Source organism: Flavihumibacter sp., from assembly GCF_036676075.1.
Lineage (GTDB): Bacteria > Bacteroidota > Bacteroidia > Chitinophagales > Chitinophagaceae > Flavihumibacter.
Genome location: NZ_JAKFDQ010000006.1, coordinates 167,869 through 189,176, shown reverse-complemented (window position 1 = coordinate 189,176; position 21,308 = coordinate 167,869). Strand labels below are relative to the sequence as shown.

The 21,308-nt window shown below is 44.0% G+C and carries 14 protein-coding genes; 8 read left to right on the top strand and 6 right to left on the bottom strand.

Annotation, left to right across the window (positions count from 1 at the left end; genetic code table 11):
• Positions 1 to 3: 3 nt before the first annotated feature.
• Positions 4 to 1,098, bottom strand: a complete 1,095-nt coding sequence (locus tag V6M43_RS00860) for a Gfo/Idh/MocA family protein (RefSeq protein WP_332732161.1) — start codon at positions 1,096 to 1,098, stop codon at positions 4 to 6.
• Positions 1,099 to 1,150: 52 nt separating this feature from the next.
• Positions 1,151 to 2,245, bottom strand: coding sequence for a Gfo/Idh/MocA family protein (locus V6M43_RS00855; protein WP_332732160.1), 1,095 nt, complete (start codon positions 2,243 to 2,245; stop codon positions 1,151 to 1,153).
• Between the two features lie 165 nt (positions 2,246 to 2,410).
• Here V6M43_RS00855 and leuC point away from each other — a divergent pair, with 165 nt between their 5' ends.
• The 4 genes from leuC to leuB are packed head-to-tail and all read left to right on the top strand — an operon-like array spanning position 2,411 to position 7,100.
• On the top strand, positions 2,411 to 3,814 hold the full coding sequence (gene leuC / locus V6M43_RS00850) for a 3-isopropylmalate dehydratase large subunit (protein ID WP_332732159.1): 1,404 nt from the start codon (positions 2,411 to 2,413) through the stop codon (positions 3,812 to 3,814).
• A gap of 24 nt (positions 3,815 to 3,838) precedes the next feature.
• On the top strand, positions 3,839 to 4,435 hold the full coding sequence (leuD, locus tag V6M43_RS00845) for a 3-isopropylmalate dehydratase small subunit (RefSeq protein ID WP_332732158.1): 597 nt from the start codon (positions 3,839 to 3,841) through the stop codon (positions 4,433 to 4,435).
• 40 nt (positions 4,436 to 4,475) lie between these two features.
• The gene (locus V6M43_RS00840) at positions 4,476 to 5,993 is read left to right on the top strand and encodes an alpha-isopropylmalate synthase regulatory domain-containing protein (protein ID WP_332732157.1); all 1,518 of its coding nucleotides are present in this window, start codon (positions 4,476 to 4,478) and stop codon (positions 5,991 to 5,993) included.
• Positions 5,994 to 6,026: 33 nt separating this feature from the next.
• Positions 6,027 to 7,100, top strand: a complete 1,074-nt coding sequence (leuB, locus tag V6M43_RS00835; RefSeq protein WP_332732156.1) for a 3-isopropylmalate dehydrogenase — start codon at positions 6,027 to 6,029, stop codon at positions 7,098 to 7,100.
• On the opposite strand, the gene V6M43_RS00830 is transcribed toward leuB, so the two are convergent.
• Entirely contained in the window at positions 7,097 to 9,961 is a 2,865-nt protein-coding gene (locus V6M43_RS00830) for an FAD-binding and (Fe-S)-binding domain-containing protein (protein WP_332732155.1), read from the bottom strand. The two genes, leuB and V6M43_RS00830, sit on opposite strands and share 4 nt — an antisense overlap.
• A gap of 338 nt (positions 9,962 to 10,299) precedes the next feature.
• On the opposite strand from V6M43_RS00830, the gene V6M43_RS00825 reads away from it, so the two are divergent.
• Positions 10,300 to 11,061 (top strand): NYN domain-containing protein, encoded by a 762-nt coding sequence (locus tag V6M43_RS00825; protein WP_332732154.1) that lies wholly within the window; start codon positions 10,300 to 10,302, stop codon positions 11,059 to 11,061.
• Positions 11,062 to 11,075: 14 nt separating this feature from the next.
• Positions 11,076 to 11,450, top strand: coding sequence for a transmembrane 220 family protein (locus V6M43_RS00820; protein WP_332732153.1), 375 nt, complete (start codon positions 11,076 to 11,078; stop codon positions 11,448 to 11,450).
• Between the two features lie 28 nt (positions 11,451 to 11,478).
• Here the strand turns inward: V6M43_RS00820 and V6M43_RS00815 are convergent, their stop codons facing one another.
• The 3 genes from V6M43_RS00815 to V6M43_RS00805 all read right to left on the bottom strand — a co-directional run bounded on the left by V6M43_RS00815 (position 11,479) and on the right by V6M43_RS00805 (position 18,589).
• Positions 11,479 to 14,598, bottom strand: coding sequence for a WD40/YVTN/BNR-like repeat-containing protein (locus V6M43_RS00815; RefSeq protein WP_332732152.1), 3,120 nt, complete (start codon positions 14,596 to 14,598; stop codon positions 11,479 to 11,481).
• Between the two features lie 112 nt (positions 14,599 to 14,710).
• Positions 14,711 to 17,794 carry a WD40/YVTN/BNR-like repeat-containing protein gene (locus V6M43_RS00810; RefSeq protein ID WP_332732151.1) on the bottom strand — a complete coding sequence of 1,028 codons (3,084 nt, stop codon included), beginning with the start codon at positions 17,792 to 17,794 and terminating at the stop codon, positions 14,711 to 14,713.
• 69 nt (positions 17,795 to 17,863) lie between these two features.
• Positions 17,864 to 18,589 carry a hypothetical protein gene (locus V6M43_RS00805; RefSeq protein ID WP_332732150.1) on the bottom strand — a complete coding sequence of 242 codons (726 nt, stop codon included), beginning with the start codon at positions 18,587 to 18,589 and terminating at the stop codon, positions 17,864 to 17,866.
• Between the two features lie 141 nt (positions 18,590 to 18,730).
• On the opposite strand from V6M43_RS00805, the gene ade reads away from it, so the two are divergent.
• Together ade and V6M43_RS00795 are read left to right on the top strand one after the other, a co-directional pair.
• Entirely contained in the window at positions 18,731 to 20,368 is a 1,638-nt protein-coding gene (ade, locus tag V6M43_RS00800) for an adenine deaminase (RefSeq protein ID WP_332732149.1), read from the top strand.
• 113 nt (positions 20,369 to 20,481) lie between these two features.
• Positions 20,482 to 21,276, top strand: coding sequence for a LiaF transmembrane domain-containing protein (locus tag V6M43_RS00795; protein WP_332732148.1), 795 nt, complete (start codon positions 20,482 to 20,484; stop codon positions 21,274 to 21,276).
• Positions 21,277 to 21,308 lie beyond the last annotated feature (32 nt).

The following is a 21,308-nucleotide window of genomic DNA, read 5'->3' as shown; positions in this document are numbered from 1 at the left end:
TGCTTATTTAATATTTTGAGGATGATGCCAGAGATCAATTGGCCTTTCTACTTTCGGACTAAAGGGAAGCATTATTTTCCTTCCCTCAGCAGCTGAAGCATAGGCAGCGTTTATGATCTCTAATACTGCCCTTCCATCCTCCCCAGTTACAAGAGGTTCTTTATTTTGTTGAATACATTCAATAAAATGTTTCAATTCATGCGGGTATCCCTGGTTGAAAACTTCTTCAAAAATGGTAAAGCTCCACCCGATGGTGGTATCTGCTTTTTCCATAGCATAGCCATATCCATTTTTGGAATAGGACACAGCGGCATTGCCCATGAAAAGATCTGCATACACCACGCCTCCGGTACCATAAACCTCACAGCGATCATCCATTCCGCCATGCTTGGCCCAACTGTTCTCTGCAACGCCAATAACACCATTTTCAAACTCAATGATAACAACGGAGTTGTCTTCGCAATCAGTTTTATCTTTATGGTAAACAGTTGCCATGGTAGCATATACACTAACTGCACGTGCATTGTTTAGCATCCAGCGAAACCATGCAATGGCATGGCAGCCCATATCCATAAGAACCCCGCCCCCTGAAAGCTTCTTATCATAAAACCAGGCTGAATGCGGACCAGAATGTTTCTCTCCCTGTTTAAGCATATAAATATCTCCCACTCCGCCTTCCTTCACCATTTGCCTTACCCTTTCATATTTAGGAGCAAAGCAAAGTTCTTCCGCATACATGAGTTTTACACCTGCAGCTTTGCACGCTGCAATCATCGCATCAGCCTCTTCAAGCGTTAACGCAAGGGGTTTTTCTATGATGATGTGCTTACCAGCCGCGGCCGCCTTCATTGTTACACTGGCATGCAAAAAATTAGGAAGGCAAATATCAACTACTTCACATCCCGATTCAGCAAGGATAGCATCAATATCATCATACCAGGCTGGAATATTATGCTTTTCTGCAAAGGCTTTTGCTTTAGCCGCGTCGCGGGCATACACTGCAACTACTTCTGCTTCCGGTATGAACCGATGATAACTCTCGAAATGAATATCTGATATAAAACCTGCTCCAAGGATGGCAACCTTCGTTTTAAGCATCTTTTTATTTTAAATATCCGTAAAAATGTTATGCAAAATCCTGTATAGTAATTTATTGCAACATGACCTTTCTTCCTTCCCGGGCACTTTTTTTAGCGGCTTCAAGGATCTCCATAACAATCATATTGTTCTCCAGGGAAGAAGGATCATAAGGCGGGATGCGAATGCTTCCCCTGACCACTCCTGCGAAATATGCAAAGGGATCATCAAAGGGGGCAGCTAATGGGGGAAGAGCAGATCTTCTTTCAAGGGTATCTGTTTTGAAGCGAAATCGCAGATCAGCCTTGTTGTCTGAAAACACATAACCTGTTTCTCCATAAACTTCCATGTCTTTCCTGCTGAATGGCCAGTTCCAGGATGCCTGTATCACGGCCTGCATGCCTGGATATTGGACCAGAATGGTGGCATCATCATCAACTTTAGGATAAATTTGCGGCTTATACTGGCGGGCAATGGCCAGTACTGATTCAGGACGCTGCCCGGCCATTAGCCAGGTAACAAGGTTAGCTCCATAACATCCGAAATCCATCAGCGCTCCACCACCATTGGCAACCGGATCGGTAAGCCAGTCAAGAAACTCCTTGTTAACACCGATCTCCTTTGGCCCCTCATGGCCATCGTGCACCACCATTTTACGAATTCTCCCGATTGCACTGTCTTTTGTAACCAGGTCAAATGTTTTGTGATTGGTTGCATACCAGGTGGTTTCGTAATTGGTGAGCAGGTGGATCTTATGCTTCACGGCCAGTTCCTTCATCTGCATTGCATGATCCAGACTCACGGCAAGAGGCTTCTCTACCATCACATGCACGCCTGCCGGGGCACAATTCTGAACAACCGCCAGGTGTTCCTCGATGGATCCAAAAGCAGCAACTGCCTCCGGCTTTGTTTTTTGCAACATTTCAGGCAGCGAGTTATAAAGCAGTCGCATATCCATTTTATACTGCGTGAGATAACGTTTCGCGAGATCAGGGTTTGACTCGGCAATGCCAACGATCTCAACCTCACCCCGCGCGGCGCTTCCAAGCAACCAATGAACATGGGTATGTGTAAGGCCGGCAATACCAATTCTAAGAGGCTTCCCTTTTTGGGCAAAAACTGGATGAACAAACAGTAGCAGTATAGAAATTCTAATGACTCTAAACATGGGTGATTGAATTAGAACAAATAATGATAGAAAGATAATTCCAAAAAACAAATGGTAGTTAGTTTTTTCAAGGTTATGACCGATATTATAAATAATAGTCAAAATAAAACGCATCCATTTGGTTAGTTTTTAAGAATTTTGCATTTCTATTATAAAATATACAAAATGAGCAATAGCCCCAGTACACTGTTCGATAAAGTGTGGGATTCGCATGTGGTGCGTAAGATCCAGGATGGCCCCGATGTGTTTTTCATCGATCGTCATTTTATTCATGAGGTAACAAGTCCGGTTGCATTCCTCGGACTTGAAACACGTGGACTAAAAGTTATGTTCCCCGAGAAAACTTTTGCCACAGCCGATCATAATACTCCTACCATCAACCAGCACCTTCCTGTTGAGGATCCATTGTCTGCCATACAATTAAAAGCACTTGAAACAAATTCTGCAAAATATGGTATATCGCATTGGGGGCTGGGGAATCCAAAGAACGGCATCGTGCACGTTGTTGGTCCGGAGAACGGCATCACCCTACCGGGCATGACCATCGTTTGTGGTGATTCACACACTTCAACGCATGGGGCCTTTGGTGCCATTGCATTTGGGATAGGAACCTCCGAGGTGGAGATGGTTCTTTCCTCACAATGTATCATGCAGCCAAAGCCAAAGAAAATGCGGATCAATGTGAATGGTACCCTGAACAAAGGCGTTACCCCAAAAGATGTGATCCTCTATATTATTTCAAAACTTTCAGCCGCCGGCGCAACTGGTTATTTCGTGGAATATGCGGGGGAAGTTTTTGAAAACATGAGTATGGAAGGCAGGATGACCGTGTGCAATATGAGCATTGAGATGGGTGCACGGGGTGGAATGATTGCTCCGGATGAAACAACCTTTAATTATATAAAAGGAAGGGAGAAAGCCCCTAAAGGAGAAGCCTGGGAGAGGGATCTGGCCTATTGGAAGACCCTTAAAACAGATGAAGGCGCAAGTTTCGACATCGAATACTCTTATGATGCTTCGGATATTGAACCGATGATCACCTTTGGTACCAATCCAGGGATGGGAATAGGTATCTCCCAGCATATACCTGTATCAGCCGAAACCGGAAGTGGAAAATCAAGCTATGAGAAATCGCTTAACTACATGGGATTCCATGAAGATGATGCCATGTTGGGTAAGAAAGTGGATTATGTTTTTATTGGTAGTTGTACCAATGGACGCATTGAAGACTTCAGAGCTTTTGCTTCCATAATTAAAGGCAGGAAAAAGGCTGATAATGTTACAGCCTGGATAGTTCCGGGATCGCATATTGTGGAGCAGCAAATTAAAGATGAAGGAATACTTGATATCCTGACCGAAGCCGGGTTCCAGCTCCGCCAGCCCGGATGCAGCGCATGCCTTGCCATGAATGATGATAAGATACCTGCCGGTAAATATGCTGTAAGTACCAGTAACCGGAATTTCGAAGGCAGGCAGGGACCTGGTGCACGTACCATGCTTGCCAGTCCACTTGTTGCAGCAGCGGCAGCAGTAACTGGCGTAGTAACTGATCCAAGGGAATTACTTTAATGCATCAAACATCTAATTAAACTTATGGCTTACGATAAATTCACGATACTTACCAGTTCTGCGGTACCCATGCCCATAGAGAATGTTGACACCGACCAGATCATACCGGCCCGCTTCCTTAAAGCAACTGAAAGAAAAGGTTTTGGAGATAACCTGTTCCGCGACTGGCGATACAATCCTGACAATACCCCAAAGCAGGATTTTATCCTGAACAATCCGATCTATTCGGGAAAGATATTGGTAGCGGGAAAAAATTTTGGTAGTGGTAGCAGCCGGGAACATGCAGCCTGGGCCATTTACGATTATGGCTTCCGTTGTGTTGTGTCAAGTTTTTTTGCTGACATCTTCAAGGGCAATGCCTTGAATATTGGTATCCTGCCTGTACAGGTAAGTCCGGAATTTCTCGACAGGATATTCAGCGCAATAGAAGCTGATCCCCATACAGAACTTGAAATAAACCTTCCACAACAAAGCATAACCATTTTAGCAACCGGAGAATCAGAATCTTTTGATATCAATGGTTACAAAAAAGACAACATGACCAATGGTTATGATGACATTGATTACCTGCAGGCAATGAAGGAGGAGATCCAGTCTTTTGCTTCAAAAAGTTTATACTAAAATAGTAATCCGCAAGAGCATAATGCCCCAGTCAAGAAGAATGATCGAAATAATGGATACCACCCTTCGCGATGGTGAACAAACCAGCGGGGTATCTTTTTCTGCTTCAGAAAAACTGACCATTGCACAGTTACTATTAACTGAAGTAAAGGTGGATCGTATTGAAATTGCGTCGGCCCGTGTATCGGAAGGGGAGTTTGATGCAGTTAAGAAAATAACCAAGTGGGCAAAAGCCAAAGGACTACTTAATAAGGTGGAGGTGCTCACATTTGTGGACGGTGATGTATCAGTACAATGGATGATCAGGGCCGGTGCAAAAGTGATGAACCTGCTCACAAAGGGATCACTCAACCACCTGACACATCAACTCAGGAAAAAGCCGGAGGAGCACTTTGCGGATGTTGCAGGAGTTCTTGCACTTGCCAAAAAGAAAGGTCTGGAAGCTAATGTTTACCTGGAAGACTGGAGCAATGGAATGCGGCATTCGCGTGACTATGTTTTTCAATACCTCGATTTCCTGGTTACCCAGCCGGTAAAGAGAATTATGCTTCCCGATACACTTGGCGTACTCACACCAGCAGAAGTATTTGATTATGTATCAGAGATAGTAAACCGTTACCCGGGAATCCATTTTGATTTTCATGCCCATAATGATTATGACCTGGGTACTGCCAATGTACTTGAAGGCGTGAAAGCAGGTGCCCATGGCCTTCACCTTACCATCAATGGAATGGGTGAAAGAGCGGGTAATGCACCACTGGCCAGTGCAATTGCTGTTATAAATGATTTCATGCCAAAAGTTAAAACAGGGGTTGTTGAAAAATCCCTGTATACGGTAAGCAAGTTGGTAGAAGCTTTTTCCGGCTTTCGTATTCCGGTAAACAAACCAGTGGTGGGAGAAAATGTATTTACCCAAACAGCCGGAATTCATGCAGATGGCGACAAAAAGAATAAGCTCTACTTCAGTGACCTGATGCCGGAGCGCTTTGGAAGACAGCGTAAATATGCACTTGGCAAAACCAGCGGCAAAGCAAATATTGAAAATAACCTGGCTCAATTGGGAATAGAATTATCCGATCATGACCTTAAGAAAGTAACCCAGCGTATCATAGAACTGGGAGATCGAAAAGAGGTTGTAACACAGGCAGATCTTCCCTATATCATATCTGATGTGCTCGATAGCAATACCATCGAAGAGAAAGTGCGGATAGAAAATTATGTACTGACGCATGCAAAAAACCTCAACCCATCCGTAACGCTTCAGATTTGCATGAATGGTGAATTCTTTGAAGAACAGGCACAGGGTGATGGTCAGTACGATGCTTTTATGAACGCACTGAAAAAAGTATACAAACAGAAAAAAATCGAACTGCCCCTGCTAACGGATTACGCAGTTCGCATTCCACCAGGGGGAAAGAGTGATGCTTTGTGTGAGACCATCATCACCTGGCGGGAGCATAACAATAAAGAATTTAAGACAAGAGGGCTCGACAGTGACCAAACCGTTTCAGCCATAAAGGCTACCCAGAAAATGCTGAATATCATCCAGCATCCCTAAATTTCAGAATAACTATTTCATTAATTATTAAGCATGGCAACAAAACATATTTTGATCGTACCCGGCGATGGTATCGGACAGGAAGTAACAGCAGTAGGTAAAAAGGTTCTTGATAGAATAGCAGAAAAATTTGGTCACACATTTACTTACGATGAGGCACTGATTGGACATGTGGCCATTGAAGCCACGGGCAATCCTTTGCCGGATGAATCACTTGAAAAAATGCGCAACTCAGATGCTGTATTATTTGGCGCAGTAGGCCATCCCAAATATGATAATGACCCATCTGCTAAAGTGAGACCGGAACAGGGTTTATTAAAGATGCGTAAGGAACTGGGACTCTATGCCAATCTGCGTCCTATCAAATTATTTGATGAATTACTGGATGCTTCCAGTATTAAACCCGAAATACTGAAAGGTGCTGATATTCTTTTCTTCCGCGAGCTAACGGGAGATATTTATTTCGGCGAGAAAGGTCGCAAAAACAATGGCGACACTGCCTTTGATGTTGCGGAATATAGCCGCTATGAAGTGGAGCGCATTGCACGAAAGGCTTTTGAAGCTGCCCGCACCAGAAGGAAAAAACTCTGTTCGGTGGATAAGGCGAATGTTCTGGAGACCTCAAGACTGTGGCGCGAAGTTATTCAGCAAGTTGCTCCTGAATATCCTGATGTAGAAGTAGAACACCAGTTTGTTGATGCAACCGCCATGTTGTTAATAAAAGATCCCCGTCGTTTTGATGTTGTTGTAACTGCAAATCTTTTTGGTGATATACTCACTGATGAAGCTTCACAGATAGCCGGATCAATGGGTATGCTGGCAAGTGCTTCCATTGGTGATGGAACAGGAGTTTATGAACCCATTCATGGCTCAGCCCATGATATCACGGGGAAAGGTCTCGCAAATCCTTTAGCATCAATTCTATCCGCAGCCTTGTTGCTTGATATATCTTTTGGTATGAAAACAGAATCCGAGACTGTTATCAACGCAGTTGATAAGGTGCTCAAAGAAGGATTCCGCACACGGGATATTGCTGATACAAAAACGGAATCCTCAATGATTCTCGGAACCGATGCAATGGGTGAAGCAGTATTAAAATTCATCTAATCCAGCCTTGTACAATCATCCAGCAAATATAAAATGGATGTATAGTTTTTTTTGACGGCCTCAGATAAAGCAATCTCACAGGTTTTACCACTGGAGTAATACCCATCATATACCTCTTCGCTAACCTCCGCTGCTTCTTCGGCAGTAGCGGAGGCCGTTAGCTCAGGAAATAGAAAACCCCTGTCACCCGCCATTCCACAACATCCTGCATTGAGGGGAATAATTACTTCATCAGCACACTGTTTCGCAATATCTTTCAATACGGCATTCAATCCCATTTTTTCTAAAGAACAAACAGGGTGTAAGACAATGGATTTTTTCTTCCGGCGAATTGTAGCCCCTGGAAGCACCATGTCACGTATATATTCCACACTATCAAGTATCCTGAGAGCGCTGAATTTTTCTTTGTTAGGGGTTGAAAGAATTGAGTATGACTGATAAAATGTTTGGGTACATGAACTAATATCCAATACAACAGGCAATTGTCCGGAATCAGTCCATGAATAAAGCTTTTCAATAGTTTCATTTGCCGTTTTTACATAGGCATCATTATATCCTTTAGAGGAAAATATTTGTCCGCAGCAGGTTCCCTGAATATCATCAGGAATAACCACCACAATACCTGCATTAGTAGAGGCAGCAATAAATACATCGATAATATTTTTTCCCGGATCAGATGCATCACCCATCACCCTGTTGATACAGGCAGGGAAATAGAGAACTTTCAATTTGCCTGAAACTTCCTGAAGAGTGGGTTTATAAATTCCTGGTCGGCGCTTTGATGGTGCACCTTGTAGCTGATTATTCCATAGTGGAATTGCTGGTATCAGTTTGCGCAACACAAGTGTAAAGCGGCGCATAGTTTGATCACCAAATATGGAATTGATAAATGAACCTGTCCGAAGGCCATAATAAACCGCCTTTTCAATCAACCTGAAATTTCGGGCAACAAAAGCCGCCATATTCTTTTGAAGTGGAAGATGATTCTCGCTGCGCAGTCGCTTTACCAGTGAACCGGTATTGATATCAACAGGGCATGCAGTAGCACAAAGGCCATCCACTGCACAAGTGTCAAGACCATCATATTGATATTGTTCCAATAACAGGTTGTGCCTGCTGTAATTGCCACTTGCTGTCAGTCTGCGGAGCTCCCTGCGCACCACAATACGCTGCCGGGGAGTTAAAGTGATATTTCTACTAGGACACCGGTGTTCGCAAAAGCCACATTCAATGCATTTGTCTACTTCTTCTTCAACCCGTGGAAGATCTTTCAGGTCTTTAATATGTGCCGTTAGGTCAGTATTAATTATTACACCCGGGTTAAGCAGATCAGAAGGGTCAATAACCTGTTTAAGCTCCTTCATGATGGCATACAATTCGCCCCCCCACTCTGCTTCAACAAAGGGGGCCATATTTCTGCCAGTACCATGTTCCGCTTTGAGTGCTCCATCGTACCTGTTCACTACAAGCGTTACAACATCCCGGATAAAGAGATCATAACGTCTGATCTCATCCCTTGTATCGAAAGCCTGTGTAACAACGAAATGGATATTCCCATCCTTCGCATGCCCAAATATTATTGCATCCTGATATCCATGCATTTTGAAAAGCTGCTGAAGGTCTGCAATAGCATTACCGAGCTTCTCAACCGGAAATGCAATATCCTCCAGAATGACCGTTGTGCCACTGGCCCGAACTGCTCCTACTGCCGGAAACATTCCTTTCCTGATCTTCCAGAGGAAAGCCTGCTCATTTTTGTCAGTTGTAAACAGCGCGGGAAATAATAAGCTGAGATCGGGTGAAAGTCGGTTGAATGCATCCATCTGCTCCTGAAGCTGCTCCTTTTTATAAGCCTGGAATTCCACCAATAGTGCAGCAGCCGGTGCAGGTAATGTCCTAACTATTTCCGGAACACCTTCTAAACTATCTACAGACCTTAAGGCCGACCGATCCATTAGCTCAACTGCTTCCGCGCCCAGCATTTTCAGTGGAAGGATAGCATCACAAGCGCGATAAATATCAGTAAAATATAACAGCGCTGTTGCTTTCTCCGGGTAATCAGGCACTGTGTCCAATACAGCTTCAGAAATGAATCCGAGTGTGCCCTCCCCGCCTATTAACAGGTGTGCAAGAATATCAAGAGGATCCGAAAAATCTACAAAGGCGTTTAGAGAATAACCAACCGTATTTTTTGTTTTGTATTTCCTCCGGATCTTGTCAAACAATGCTGGATCTGCATGAATACGTTCTCTTAATTCAAGCAGCTTATCATAAATATCAGCACATGCATATTTGAAACGACTATAGTCATCTTTATTCTCAGTGGAGAACATCATCCCATTTGGGAGAATGAATCTTATAAAGCGGGTTGTATGGTAGGAGTTCTTGCTAACACCACAGCACATACCACTGGCATTATTGGAAAGAATACCTCCAATCATGGCAGAACTTATGCTTGCGGGGTCGGGACCAATTTTTTTTCCCAGTGCCTTCAGTTTTGCATTTACCATGGCGCCAATAGCACCCGGTTGCACCCGAACACCATCCCCATTTAAATCCTCCATCTTTATTCCATTCCAGTGCTGACTGATATCAACAAGAATGCCATCTGTAATGGATTGTCCCGACAGGCTGGTACCGGCTGCCCTGAATGTTAAGGGGATATTATGTTGCTTTGAAAATGCAAAAAGGGCTTTAATTTCTTCTTCAGATACAGGTTGCACAACTGCCTTTGGGAGCAGATAATAAAATCCCGCATCGGGCGCATAAGAAACCAGGTCTATAAGTCTCGATTTAACCCTTGACTCCGGAATTATAACTTCAAGAGCTTTCCCTGTTTCGGTTTTATCATGCTTTTTCATCAATATGAAACTAAATTTTTTGACCAGGCACCATAACTGTTCTAATATAATATATCCTGAAATTACTAATTAGATTAGCTTTCGATAGCTTTTAACCCTTGCTCCATCATTGCTCCATCATTGCTCTATCGGAGCTCTATAATTGCACCATCCGCAACTGCTAATTATTTTATCAAAAAAGGTATACACCCGCAGTAATATACAACTGCTGATAGCTGTTTCCAAATACGTGTCGTCCTCGCTTAATCATGGGTGTGAACACTTAATACGTTGTGGTCAACAGCATGGATTTCGATGCCGGAAATAAATTGTGTAATTTTTCATGATAAATACCATTTATGGATATCAAAGATCTTCGCCTTGCAGTACTGATTGATGCAGATAATGTGCCTTCAGCACATGTAAAGGAAATGTTCGAAGAAATTGCCAAATATGGTACGCCAACTTTCAAAAGGATTTATGCGGACTGGACTAAACCGCATGTATCGGGATGGAAAAATGTATTACTAGAAAATGCGATCACGCCCGTTCAGCAATACAGCTATTCCACGGGAAAAAATTCAAGCGACAGTGCCCTTATAATTGATGCCATGGACATTTTATACACAGGCAAAGTAGATGGATTTTGCATCGTTTCTAGTGATAGTGATTTTACAAGGCTGGCTACCAGGTTGCGGGAAGCAGGAATGGCAGTTATCGGCATTGGCGAAAAGAAAACCCTTACTCCTTTTATTTCTGCATGTGATAAGTTCATATACATGGAGATATTAAAGGGAAGTTCAAAAGATCAGTCTCCTGAAAAAAGTAAAAAACAGGTAGCGAAAGAAAAGGTAAACATCGATGAACCCATAAATAAAATAGATCATAAACTGATCAGGATTCTCACAGACAGCATTTCTGATATTGCTGATGAAACGGGTTGGGCCTTCCTGGGCGAATTGGGCAGTATGCTGATCAAGAAAATGCCGGATTTCGATTCCCGGAACTATGGATTTGATAAATTACTGCCTTTGATCAAGAGCCTTGATACCCGCTTTGAAATTGATGAAAGAGAAACGGGAAGAAAAAATATCCGTCATATTTACGTTAAGGTAAAATAATCGGCCCTACTCTTATGAAGATCCTTAATATTATTTTCACCATACTTTTCCTCCTGTTTGCAGCCCTCCAATGGAATGATCCGGACCCTCTGATATGGATCCCGATTTACCTCTATGCTGCAGTATTAACCTTTCTCGCTGCACGCCGGAAATACTATCCCCGACTCTATTTGCTGGGAATAGGTATTTACCTTTTATATGCATTATATCTTTTCTTTGAACAGAATGGAGTGTTGTCATGGGCAACGGAACATGATGCTGAAAACCTTGTAAAAACCATGCAGGCTTCAAAACCCTGGATCGAGTCGACCCGTGAATTTGGTGGTCTGCTCTTTGTAATTATTGCATTGCTTATCAATTACCGGGCACAAAAAAAGGGCCCTTTTTGAAGAGGGCCCTCTCAGATAATTTCTTAACTCATTCCTTTAATCCGATCACGGGAAGTGATTTTTCCCTAACCATTTTATTGAATGCTTCCAGATCAACAGTCTTTATTTTTTTCAATTTGTTCAATGCTTCATCACTAAGTTTGGCCAATTCAGCATAAACATCACGACTCTGTTTGCTGGGGGCCATATTACCACTATTGGCAGCATCAAATACACCCGACAGCTTATCGTTAAGCCTGATCGGAAAGTTCAGTACATCCTGGAAACTTTTAGCCTTCGTCTGGTATAAAGTTTCTTCAATAGATGTGAGTTGTTTTCCAATTGTATCAGCCATTGACTTCACTTCTTTCGGAACATCTTTTCCCTGGCGCCCGATGAAATCTGTGAGCTGACTCCGCAGTGAACGAATATCTTTTATCGCCTTCTGCACTTCGTTGAATTTGTCCTGAACCTCTTTCAGGAATTTGAACTGGGCTTCGTAATCGGAAGCAGTGATCTTATAATTCGGATCCGCCTTTACAACAAAAGGAACTTCAACAGAATCAGATCCCACTTTAACCCTCGCAAAATAATTTCCTGGTGGGGCTACGATATTACCTGGTAATCCATTCCAAAGAATCATCCCATCAATTTTCTCACTTGCGGGGTATTGAAGGTTCCATACAAATCGATTCATCCCCTTGCTGATATCAAGCTTGTCTTCTTTGGCACCAGTTGCAAAAGTCTTTATGATTTTTTTATCTCTGTCAAGTATCGTTATGGCTGCTTTTGTGCTGTCTGTAACATTACTTACATAATAATTGATAACAGCACCGGCTGGTGGATTATCACCTGCATTCCTTGGAATTCCACCCCTAAATCCGCCGGAAGATTGCAAACGCCAAACCGGGTTCACTGGTAGAACATGCATTGATTTTTTAATGAGACCAGCATCATATTGCTGCACAGTAGTGAGGTCATCAAGCACCCAGAATGCCCTGCCTTGCGTTGCTACAACAAGATCGTTTTCCTTGATAGTGAGGTCTGTTATAGGAACAACGGGAAGGTTTAACTGGAAGGGACGCCAGTTCATTCCATCATCATAACTGATATACATTCCATATTCCGTGCCGGCATAAAGCAAACCATCCCTTTTCGGATCTGCACGCATAACCCTTGTAAAATGCATCCTGTTAATTCCATTAGTGATCAGTTTCCAACTCTTACCATAATCCTCAGTCTTATAAATGTAGGGTGCAAAATCATCAAGTTTATATCTGGTACCCGTGATGTAAGCAGTACCCTTTTTGCTAGGATGTGTTTCAATGGCATTCCACATGACCCACTTCGGCGCACCTGTTGGCGTTACATTATCCCAGTTCTTACCACCATCTTTACTTACATGTATAAGACCATCATCCGAACCTGTCCATAACAGGTCTTTTTCAAGGGCGCTCTCGGCTGCAGTAAAAATTGTACAGTAGTATTCAACAGAAGTATTGTCTTTAGTAATGGGTCCGCCGCTGGGGCCCTGCTTGCTCTTGTCATTGGTTGTTAGGTCGGGCGAAATCTGTTCCCAGCTCGCGCCTTCATTCTCAGTAACAAATAATGCGTTACCGGCACAATAGAGACGTTTTGGATTATGTGGTGAAAAGAATATAGGGAAGTTCCATTGAAAGCGATATTTCAAAACATCGGCGCCTGCTCCCATTGGATTGTCGGGCCAAACGGTGATAGCCCTGTTCTCCCCTGTACGATGATCTAACCTCGATAGGTAACCGCCGTAGTTTCCACCATAAACAATATCAGGGTTAAGGGGATCTGCCACAACATATCCACTTTCTGCCCCCGCTGTTTCTTCCCAGTCTTTATCAGTGATGGCAGCACCATAAGTGCGACTTCGGATTCGAAAGGTTGAATTATCCTGTTGCGCACCTAATATGCGGTAAGGGAAACTATTGTCGGTGCTTACACGATAAATTTGTGAGGTAGGTTGGTTCATGTAAGTGCTCCAGTTTGTGCCACCATCATAACTTACCTGTGCACCACCATCATCGGCAACTATCATGCGATTTCCATCTTCAGGATCAATCCACAGATCATGGTGGTCACTATGGGGGGTTCTCACGCTCTGGAAAGTTTTACCTCCATCTCTGCTGCGCATGAAGCCAACATTTGGCGCATACACGAGGTTTTCATTCTTTGGATCCACATAAACTTTTGTGTAATACCATGCCCGCTGACGAATATTATTATCACTGCTTTGTAAGGTCCAGCTAACACCCGCATCATTGCTTACATATAATCCGCCATCGGCATTTTCAAAGATGGCATATACTTTATCGGGATTAGAAGGGGCAACTGCCACACCAACAATACCCCATACACCTTTAGGCAATCCTTTTGATGCAGTAATGTTCTGCCAGGTTTCTCCCCCATCAACCGATTTCCATAGTCCGCTGCCTTCGCCTCCACTTTCCAGACTATAAGGTGTTCTGATAAGTCGCCATGTTCCGGCGTAAAACACCTGTGGATTTCCGGGTTCCATCACCAGGTCTGATGCCCCAGTTTGATTGTTAACATATAATGTCCGCTTCCAGGTTTTGCCACCATCCGTTGTTTTGTAAACGCCTCTTTCCTCATTTGGGCCAAACAGATGACCCATTACCGCGGCCCAAACTATATCGGGGTTACGGGGATGTATCACCAGCCTGATGATATGGCGGCCATCTTTCAGGCCAATATTGCGCCAGCTCCTGCCTCCATCATCGCTACGCCAAACGCCTCCCAGACCTTCTGCCACATTACCACGCATGGTGTTTTCACCTTCACCTACATAAATCACATTCTCATCAGAAGGAGCAACCGCCACCGCACCAATTGTTCCCCCGAAATACTTGTCAGAGATATTCTTCCAGTTGCTGCCACCATCTGTGGTCTTCCATACTCCCCCACCTGTTGCACCCATAAAAAATGTTTGCTTATTGGTGTAAGAACCCGCCACCGCAGCGGAGCGTCCACCACGCCAGGGACCAATAAGCCGGTACTTTGTTTGGGAGAAAATCGTTTCATCTAAAGCTTGTGCATTGTCAGGACTTTTCTGCTGCTTTTTCTGGCCAAAGGAAGCCATTGCCAGCAATAGAAAGCTACCAATCAGTAATGATCTCATATGTGTTGTAATTGTTAGTTCCCTTTTGAGTAGAACCCAATTTACGATAAAAACAAACTGCCGGCCCAAAGGACCGGCAGTTATCTACCGCATATCTTCAACCGCAGAAGGCTCAGCTCCCCGTTTTATCTTTCAATGGATCGGATGTTTTCACCCCCTCCTTAGAAAGCGCCAGCCGAACTTTATCCGCATACTGACGGCTGATCTTAGCATGTTCTGACCGGGCTGTGGAAAGCTGTCCTTTCAAAACATTTATACGCTCCAGCTGAAGGTTACTGGGCCTTGACTCCTGGCCTGCAACAGCGCCATATACTTCACTGATCCTTTCTCTTAATTGTTCTTCATCCGCAAAAATAGACTTCTGCTTTGTAGCCAATAAAGTAGCTCTTAATGTTTCCAGAGAACTGGTATAATCGCGAAGTAATTTCTTAACCTTATCACTCTTCACTTTCTCGCCATTGTTCTTCAACAACTGCTGTTCTTCATTAATGTTTGTAATGAGTGCGTTGATATCAGCCTGCATGTTATAGAGATCCATAGCCGCAGTATGGCGTGCTTCAAGATCTTCCTTGCTGAAATTCTTATTGCCCTCATCATGTACTACCACCATCTTATCGGTATATTCCTTCTCCCCTACTTTCAATTTCAGCGTATACTCACCAGGCATCACCATAGGTGCTACAAATGCTCCATAATCCATTTTGGCTCCACCGGCGGCAGGCTTAATGGGAGTCATCCGCATATTCCAGTAAACCTTATTTATTCCCTTGCGCTTTGAACCTGGTACCGTTTGTACCAGTTTGCCGGCTGCATCATAAATATCAAGTTTTACATCGCCAGTCATAACCCGCTCTTTGAGATAATACTGTACTGCTGGTAAACTGGCAGGATTTCCTGCTGTCCATCCACCCGTTGGAGGAAAACCTCCATCGCCAAATTTTCCGGAACTCAGCGGCACAGGTTTGTTCGAAAATAGATGTACTTCCTTATCCAATATATTTGCAGTTAACCCGCGCATAGGAGATATATCATCAACAATTATCACTCCGCGGCCATGGGTTCCGATCACCAGGTCATTGGTTACCGGGTGGATGGCAATATCGCGAACAAGCGAATAGTCTGGTATCCGGTTCTTCATCCTGAACCAGCTTCCTCCACCATCTACACTTGCGAATAATCCCATTTCAGTGCCAATAAACAATAGTTCAGGATTCACCAGATCTTCTTTTATCTTATGTGCAAACCCGGTGAATTCATCACTAGTAAACATTTTCCAGGTTTTCCCCATATCGTCTGAACGCGCAGCCCATGTTTTATGATCACCATACATATGGTTGTCGAATGTTGCATAGATAACATTCCTGTTAAACCGTCCAGGTTCCACACTGCTTACCCAGGTTTGAGAGGGAATGCCTGCAGCAGCAATATTGGCCGACACATTGGTCCAGTTTTTTCCGCCATCTGTTGTATACTGCAGGTTGCCATCATCCGTTCCAACCCATATTAGATTTTCATCGAGGGGAGATTCTGCAATGGCGAAAATTGTAGTGTGATTTTCTGCTGATGTATTGTCGGCACTTAAGCCGCCACTGTTTTCCTGTTCCTGCTTTTTCTTGTCATTGGTTGTAAGATCAGGAGAAATGCGTGTCCAGTTAGTTCCTTTATCAGTGCTTTTAAAAAGAAACTGTGCACCACAATAAAGGTTTTTCGGATTATTCTGTCCGATATGTATTGGCGTGTTCCAGTTCCATCTGAGTTTAGCATCATTTGAACCCGCCTGTGGCTTTATGGTAACGCTCTTTAAGGTTTTAAGATTTACTCTTCCCATATTTCCGCCCTGGTATTCGGCATAAGCAATATCAGGATCAAGCGGGTCAGGTATGGTCCAGAATCCATCACCACCATATATTGCCTTCCAGTCGCCATTCTGAACTCCTCCCGGCGCTGCCGAAGGGGCAACCCAGCTACCATTATCCTGCAATCCACCATATATTCTATACGGCTGCTGGTTGTCGACGGCTACATGGTAAAATTGACCCACCGGCAGATTACTCGCAAATATCCAGGTAGCACCCCTGTCCATACTAATATATACTCCTCCATCAGTTCCGAGGTACATCTGGTTGGTATAGTTTGGGTTTATCCAAAGAGCATGGTGATCGGAATGCACCCAGCCGCCTTCATTGCTCGCATCAGCGAAGGAATATCCGCCATCATCCGAGTAAGAGAAAGAAAAAGCCGGACGGTAAACGCGTTTGTGATCTTTTGGATCAACTACAAGTGTGCTGAAATAAAATGGCCTCGATACCACGTTCAGGGTTGCACTCTGTTCTTTCCAGTTCTCTCCTCCATCGGCTGATATATAGAGTTTGGTTTCTTTTGCTTCAACAATTGCGAGCAGGTTTTGCGGCGCACTCGGAGCAAGGGCAAGTGCCACCCTTCCAAATGGTTTGGCGGGCAGGCCTTTTGTCAGCTCCTTCCATGTTTTTCCACCATCAATACTTTTATACACACCACTTCCACTACCCCCCGAATTAAAGAGATAAGGCAGCCTCCTGAATTCCCAGGTAGTGGCATATACGGTATTTGGATTTTGCGGATCAACAGAAACATCAGCACAACCGGCCTTCTCGGATATATACAAAACCTTGTCCCAGTTTTTTCCGCCATCTGATGATTTATACAAACCGCGGTGTTTGCTTTCACTCCAAAGTGGACCTGGCGCTGCCACATAAATATTATTGGAGTTGGAGGGATCAATAACCACTTTAGAAATATGTTCGGTACTATCGAGTCCCACGCGCGACCAGTTATCTCCGCCATCAGTGGTCTTGTATAATCCAACGCCGATGGAAACACTGTTACGCATATTGCTTTCACCCGTTCCAACAAAAACAGTACGTGGATTTTTCTGATCGATGGCGATCGCTCCTATGCTCTGGCAATACTTATCAAATACAGGTTTAAAAGAAGCGCCGGCATTGGTAGTTTTCCAAACTCCACCCCCGGCTGTTCCTACATAAATAGTTTTACTGTCGGCGTTTACACCTTCAATGGCGGTAATGCGTCCACTCATGGTTCCAGGACCCATCCAGCGGGCTTCCATGGTACCAAATGTGGCAGAACTTACTTTAGTTTGTGCATGAAGGTTAGTTGCTGTAATAGCAACAACTGCAAGGAGAAGAATTCTTTGCATAGCGGTATAGGTTTGGTTAAATGAACAAGCCCGGATAGTGGTCCGGGCTTGAAGCAATATGATCAGAAATTAGTTCGAAGGTTTGAAGGTAGAATCAGCAACTGGTTTGTTGATCTCTACTTTAGTGATGGTCATATCTGCCATCATACCAGGGCCCATTGGCAGTGAAATTGACATCGGTATAACAATACCTTCAGGCAATTTTTTATAATTGCTGAATGCAGTTGTCATCTCCACTTCCTGTCCGTTCACATTATTCTTACTAATGGCCTTAATTAAATAATAAGTAGCAGGATCCAGAAAGTAGGTTTCTTCCTTACCGCTCTTATGCGTGATCTTGAGCTTATGACATTCTGTTCCGTCCACATCTTCTTTACCGAGATATTCTACATTGTGTCCCTTATCCTTGTAATCAACAAGAGCACCCTGCGTATCATACTGATCTGCTCCTTTCTTTACCATTTCTTCAGTCATTGGTTCGGCCTGTGCCTGACCCTGGAAAGGCATATAGCTCCATCCACCTGTTGGAGTCATGATCTGGTATCCGGTCATTCCCATAACAGATATGTCCTGACGACTTCCTTTACCATGCACAACGGTTGCGGTAACCAACACATCAGCACCCTGAACAGACATATTACCTTCTGTTATAACAGAGCTTACTTTTTTCCAATTCTCTTTACCTCCAATGGCATCAAGATATTTATTTACCACCTCATCAGCTGTTTGCGCGTAGGAGGTGAATGCCCCCAGAACAGCAGTGATACCTAATAGCGCCAGTTTCGTCGTTTTCATGTGATGTGCTTTTGTAGTTTTCACAAATGTATAAGTATTTATACCTATTAGTATCCCGTCCATCCATTTCATTACACCGATTTACCGATTTTTTATATAATTAATGGTGATTGGGTAAATTGCGATGATAAACAAGGCTTTATGGAAAATATCATCCAGGGTAATATTGTTGACATCCCGGCCCGTAATATATTTTTCGGGGAATTACACCTGGAGGGAAGCCGGATCGGGCAGGTAAAAAAGCTCTCGGATGGTATCAATACTGCAGCGCCCTTTGTTTGTCCAGGTTTCATAGATGCCCATGTACATATTGAAAGCTCCATGCTGGTGCCCTCCTCTTTTGGCCGCCTTGCGGTTGTACATGGGACAGTGGCCTCCATTTCCGACCCTCATGAGATCGCGAATGTTTGTGGCATTGAAGGGGTGCTTTTTATGATCAGGAATGGCGAGAAATCACCTTTCAAATTCCATTTTGGCGCCCCCTCCTGCGTGCCCGCAACAGTGTTTGAAACGGCTGGAGCCACCCTGGATGCTGCTGCCGTTGCGCAATTGCTCGACCGCGATGATATTTATTATTTAAGTGAGATGATGAACTTTCCCGGCGTATTAAAAGGCGATCCGGAGGTGATGGCGAAAATTGATGCTGCCCGGAAGCGTGCAAAGCCCGTAGACGGTCATGCGCCAGGCTTAAGAGGTGAAGAATCGGCCCGATATATTGCCGCCGGAATAAGTACCGATCACGAATGTTTTACGCCTGATGAGGCTCGTGAAAAACTGGTACATGGAATGCATATTCTCATCCGCGAAGGAAGCGCAGCAAAAAATTTCGAAGCACTGATCGGCTTGTTGCATGAATTCCCCGACCATATCATGTTTTGTACGGACGACAAGCATCCCGATAGCCTCGTGAATGGACATATCGACCAGCTTTGCGCCCGTGCAATTGACCATGAAGTGGATGTTTTCCATGTTTTGCAGGCTGCCTGCATCAATCCCGTTCTGCATTATAATATGAATGTGGGACTATTGCGGGAAGGTGATCCGGCAGACTTTATTCTCCTGAATGACCTTGAAAATTTTGATGTACTTGAAACATGGATCGAAGGACAGTTGGTAGCCAAACATGGCAAGTCCTTACTGGAACATATAGCCGAAGAACCAATCAATCATTTTGATTGCAAACCCCGTGTTGTGGAAGATCTTTTTATTGCAGCAGATAAAGATCCTATGCCGGCTATCGAAGCTATGGACGGACAATTAATTACGAAAACCCTTCCCCTTACAGCCGAAGATCTTATTGTGGAGAATGGTGGCTATGTTTCCAACGTTAAGAAAGACCTCCTGAAACTGGTTGTGGTAAACCGTTATAAGGAGGCACCCGCTGCAACCTGTTTTATAAAACATTTTGGTCTCAAACAAGGCGCAATTGCCTCCTCCGTTGCACATGATTCGCACAATATAATTGCCGTGGGGGTGGATGATGCATCTATATGCGAGGCAATAAACCTGGTTATAGCCGAACGTGGTGGTATCAGTTGCGTTAGCGGAAGCAAATCCATGGTGTTGCCATTACCGGTAGCCGGACTAATGAGTACCGACGATGGCTATGAGGTGGCGGCAGCATATACGAAGATAGACCTTATGGCAAAAGACCTGGGATCATTGCTGGGCGCACCTTTCATGACATTATCATTTATGGCACTGCTGGTGATTCCCGAACTCAAGCTGAGCGATAAAGGATTGTTCAATGGTAATGAATTTGCTTTTATTGAGCGATAGGCAAACATTTTCACCGACTGTCATCCGCATTTCACCGACATCTGACTGCAATTCCCCTAAATGCCCTTGCCAGCGCTGCGCCCTTAAACTAGTTTTGGTTAAAACTTATAACAATGGATACGCAGGAAACAAATAAACCTTATTCAACCGGCAATGATTGGTCCCCATCACGCCAGAACAGATCCAATGCAGCAGTAGTCGGCATCTTCCTCGTGCTGGTTGGCATATTGTTGATAGCAGGGAAAATGGGAGTACCCATTCCGGATTATATATTTACCTGGCCCATGCTGCTTATTGGAATCGGATTGGTTGTGGGAATACAAACCAGGTTCCGTTCCATCGGATGGCTGATACCAATTCTCATAGGAAGTTTTTTTCTTCTCGATGATGTCTTCCCTGAATTCCTTCCGCGGGATTTTTTCTTGCCGGCAGCGTTGATAGTAGTGGGTATCCTGTTCATTTTTGGTCGTTCTGGTAAAAACATGTTCAGCAGCAAACCCAACCAGCAAACGAGCACAGGAGAGAACGTTACCGGCAACAGTAATTTTGAAGGTGCTGCAGAATCAGATGACCTGAGTGACCGATTGAATGAATCCGTAATCTTTGGAAATGTGCGCAAGAATGTTATTTCCAAACACTTTACAGGAGGTGAAGTATCTGCTGTTTTTGCCGGTGCCGAGATCAATTTATTACATGGTGATCTTGCACCCGGGGCCAAACTGGAACTGAATGCGGTATTTGGTGGCATCAAACTGATCGTACCTTCCCACTGGCAGATAAAGCTGCAATCAAATGCTGTTCTTGGCGGCGTGGAAGATAAGCGCCCACGACATACAATTTATTCTGATAAGATACTCATTCTCGAAGCGAATGCCGTTTTTGGTGGCATCGAAATCCAGAGCTACTAACCTATCCATTAACCATAACTTCAACCAAAACC

Excerpts from the sequence above, each read along its gene's own strand:
- V6M43_RS00860 (WP_332732161.1), bottom strand. The coding sequence starts at position 1,098 with ATGCTTAAAACGAAGGTTGCCATCCTTGGAGCAGGTTTTATATCAGAT.
- leuB (WP_332732156.1), top strand. The coding sequence starts at position 6,027 with ATGGCAACAAAACATATTTTGATCGTACCCGGCGATGGTATCGGACAG.
- V6M43_RS00855 (WP_332732160.1), bottom strand. The coding sequence starts at position 2,245 with ATGTTTAGAGTCATTAGAATTTCTATACTGCTACTGTTTGTTCATCCA.
- leuD (WP_332732158.1), top strand. The coding sequence starts at position 3,839 with ATGGCTTACGATAAATTCACGATACTTACCAGTTCTGCGGTACCCATG.
- V6M43_RS00830 (WP_332732155.1), bottom strand. The coding sequence starts at position 9,961 with ATGAAAAAGCATGATAAAACCGAAACAGGGAAAGCTCTTGAAGTTATA.
- V6M43_RS00810 (WP_332732151.1), bottom strand. The coding sequence starts at position 17,794 with ATGCAAAGAATTCTTCTCCTTGCAGTTGTTGCTATTACAGCAACTAAC.
- V6M43_RS00825 (WP_332732154.1), top strand. The coding sequence starts at position 10,300 with ATGGATATCAAAGATCTTCGCCTTGCAGTACTGATTGATGCAGATAAT.
- leuC (WP_332732159.1), top strand. The coding sequence starts at position 2,411 with ATGAGCAATAGCCCCAGTACACTGTTCGATAAAGTGTGGGATTCGCAT.
- ade (WP_332732149.1), top strand. The coding sequence starts at position 18,731 with ATGGAAAATATCATCCAGGGTAATATTGTTGACATCCCGGCCCGTAAT.
- V6M43_RS00805 (WP_332732150.1), bottom strand. The coding sequence starts at position 18,589 with ATGAAAACGACGAAACTGGCGCTATTAGGTATCACTGCTGTTCTGGGG.
- V6M43_RS00820 (WP_332732153.1), top strand. The coding sequence starts at position 11,076 with ATGAAGATCCTTAATATTATTTTCACCATACTTTTCCTCCTGTTTGCA.
- V6M43_RS00795 (WP_332732148.1), top strand. The coding sequence starts at position 20,482 with ATGGATACGCAGGAAACAAATAAACCTTATTCAACCGGCAATGATTGG.
- V6M43_RS00815 (WP_332732152.1), bottom strand. The coding sequence starts at position 14,598 with ATGAGATCATTACTGATTGGTAGCTTTCTATTGCTGGCAATGGCTTCC.
- V6M43_RS00840 (WP_332732157.1), top strand. The coding sequence starts at position 4,476 with ATGATCGAAATAATGGATACCACCCTTCGCGATGGTGAACAAACCAGC.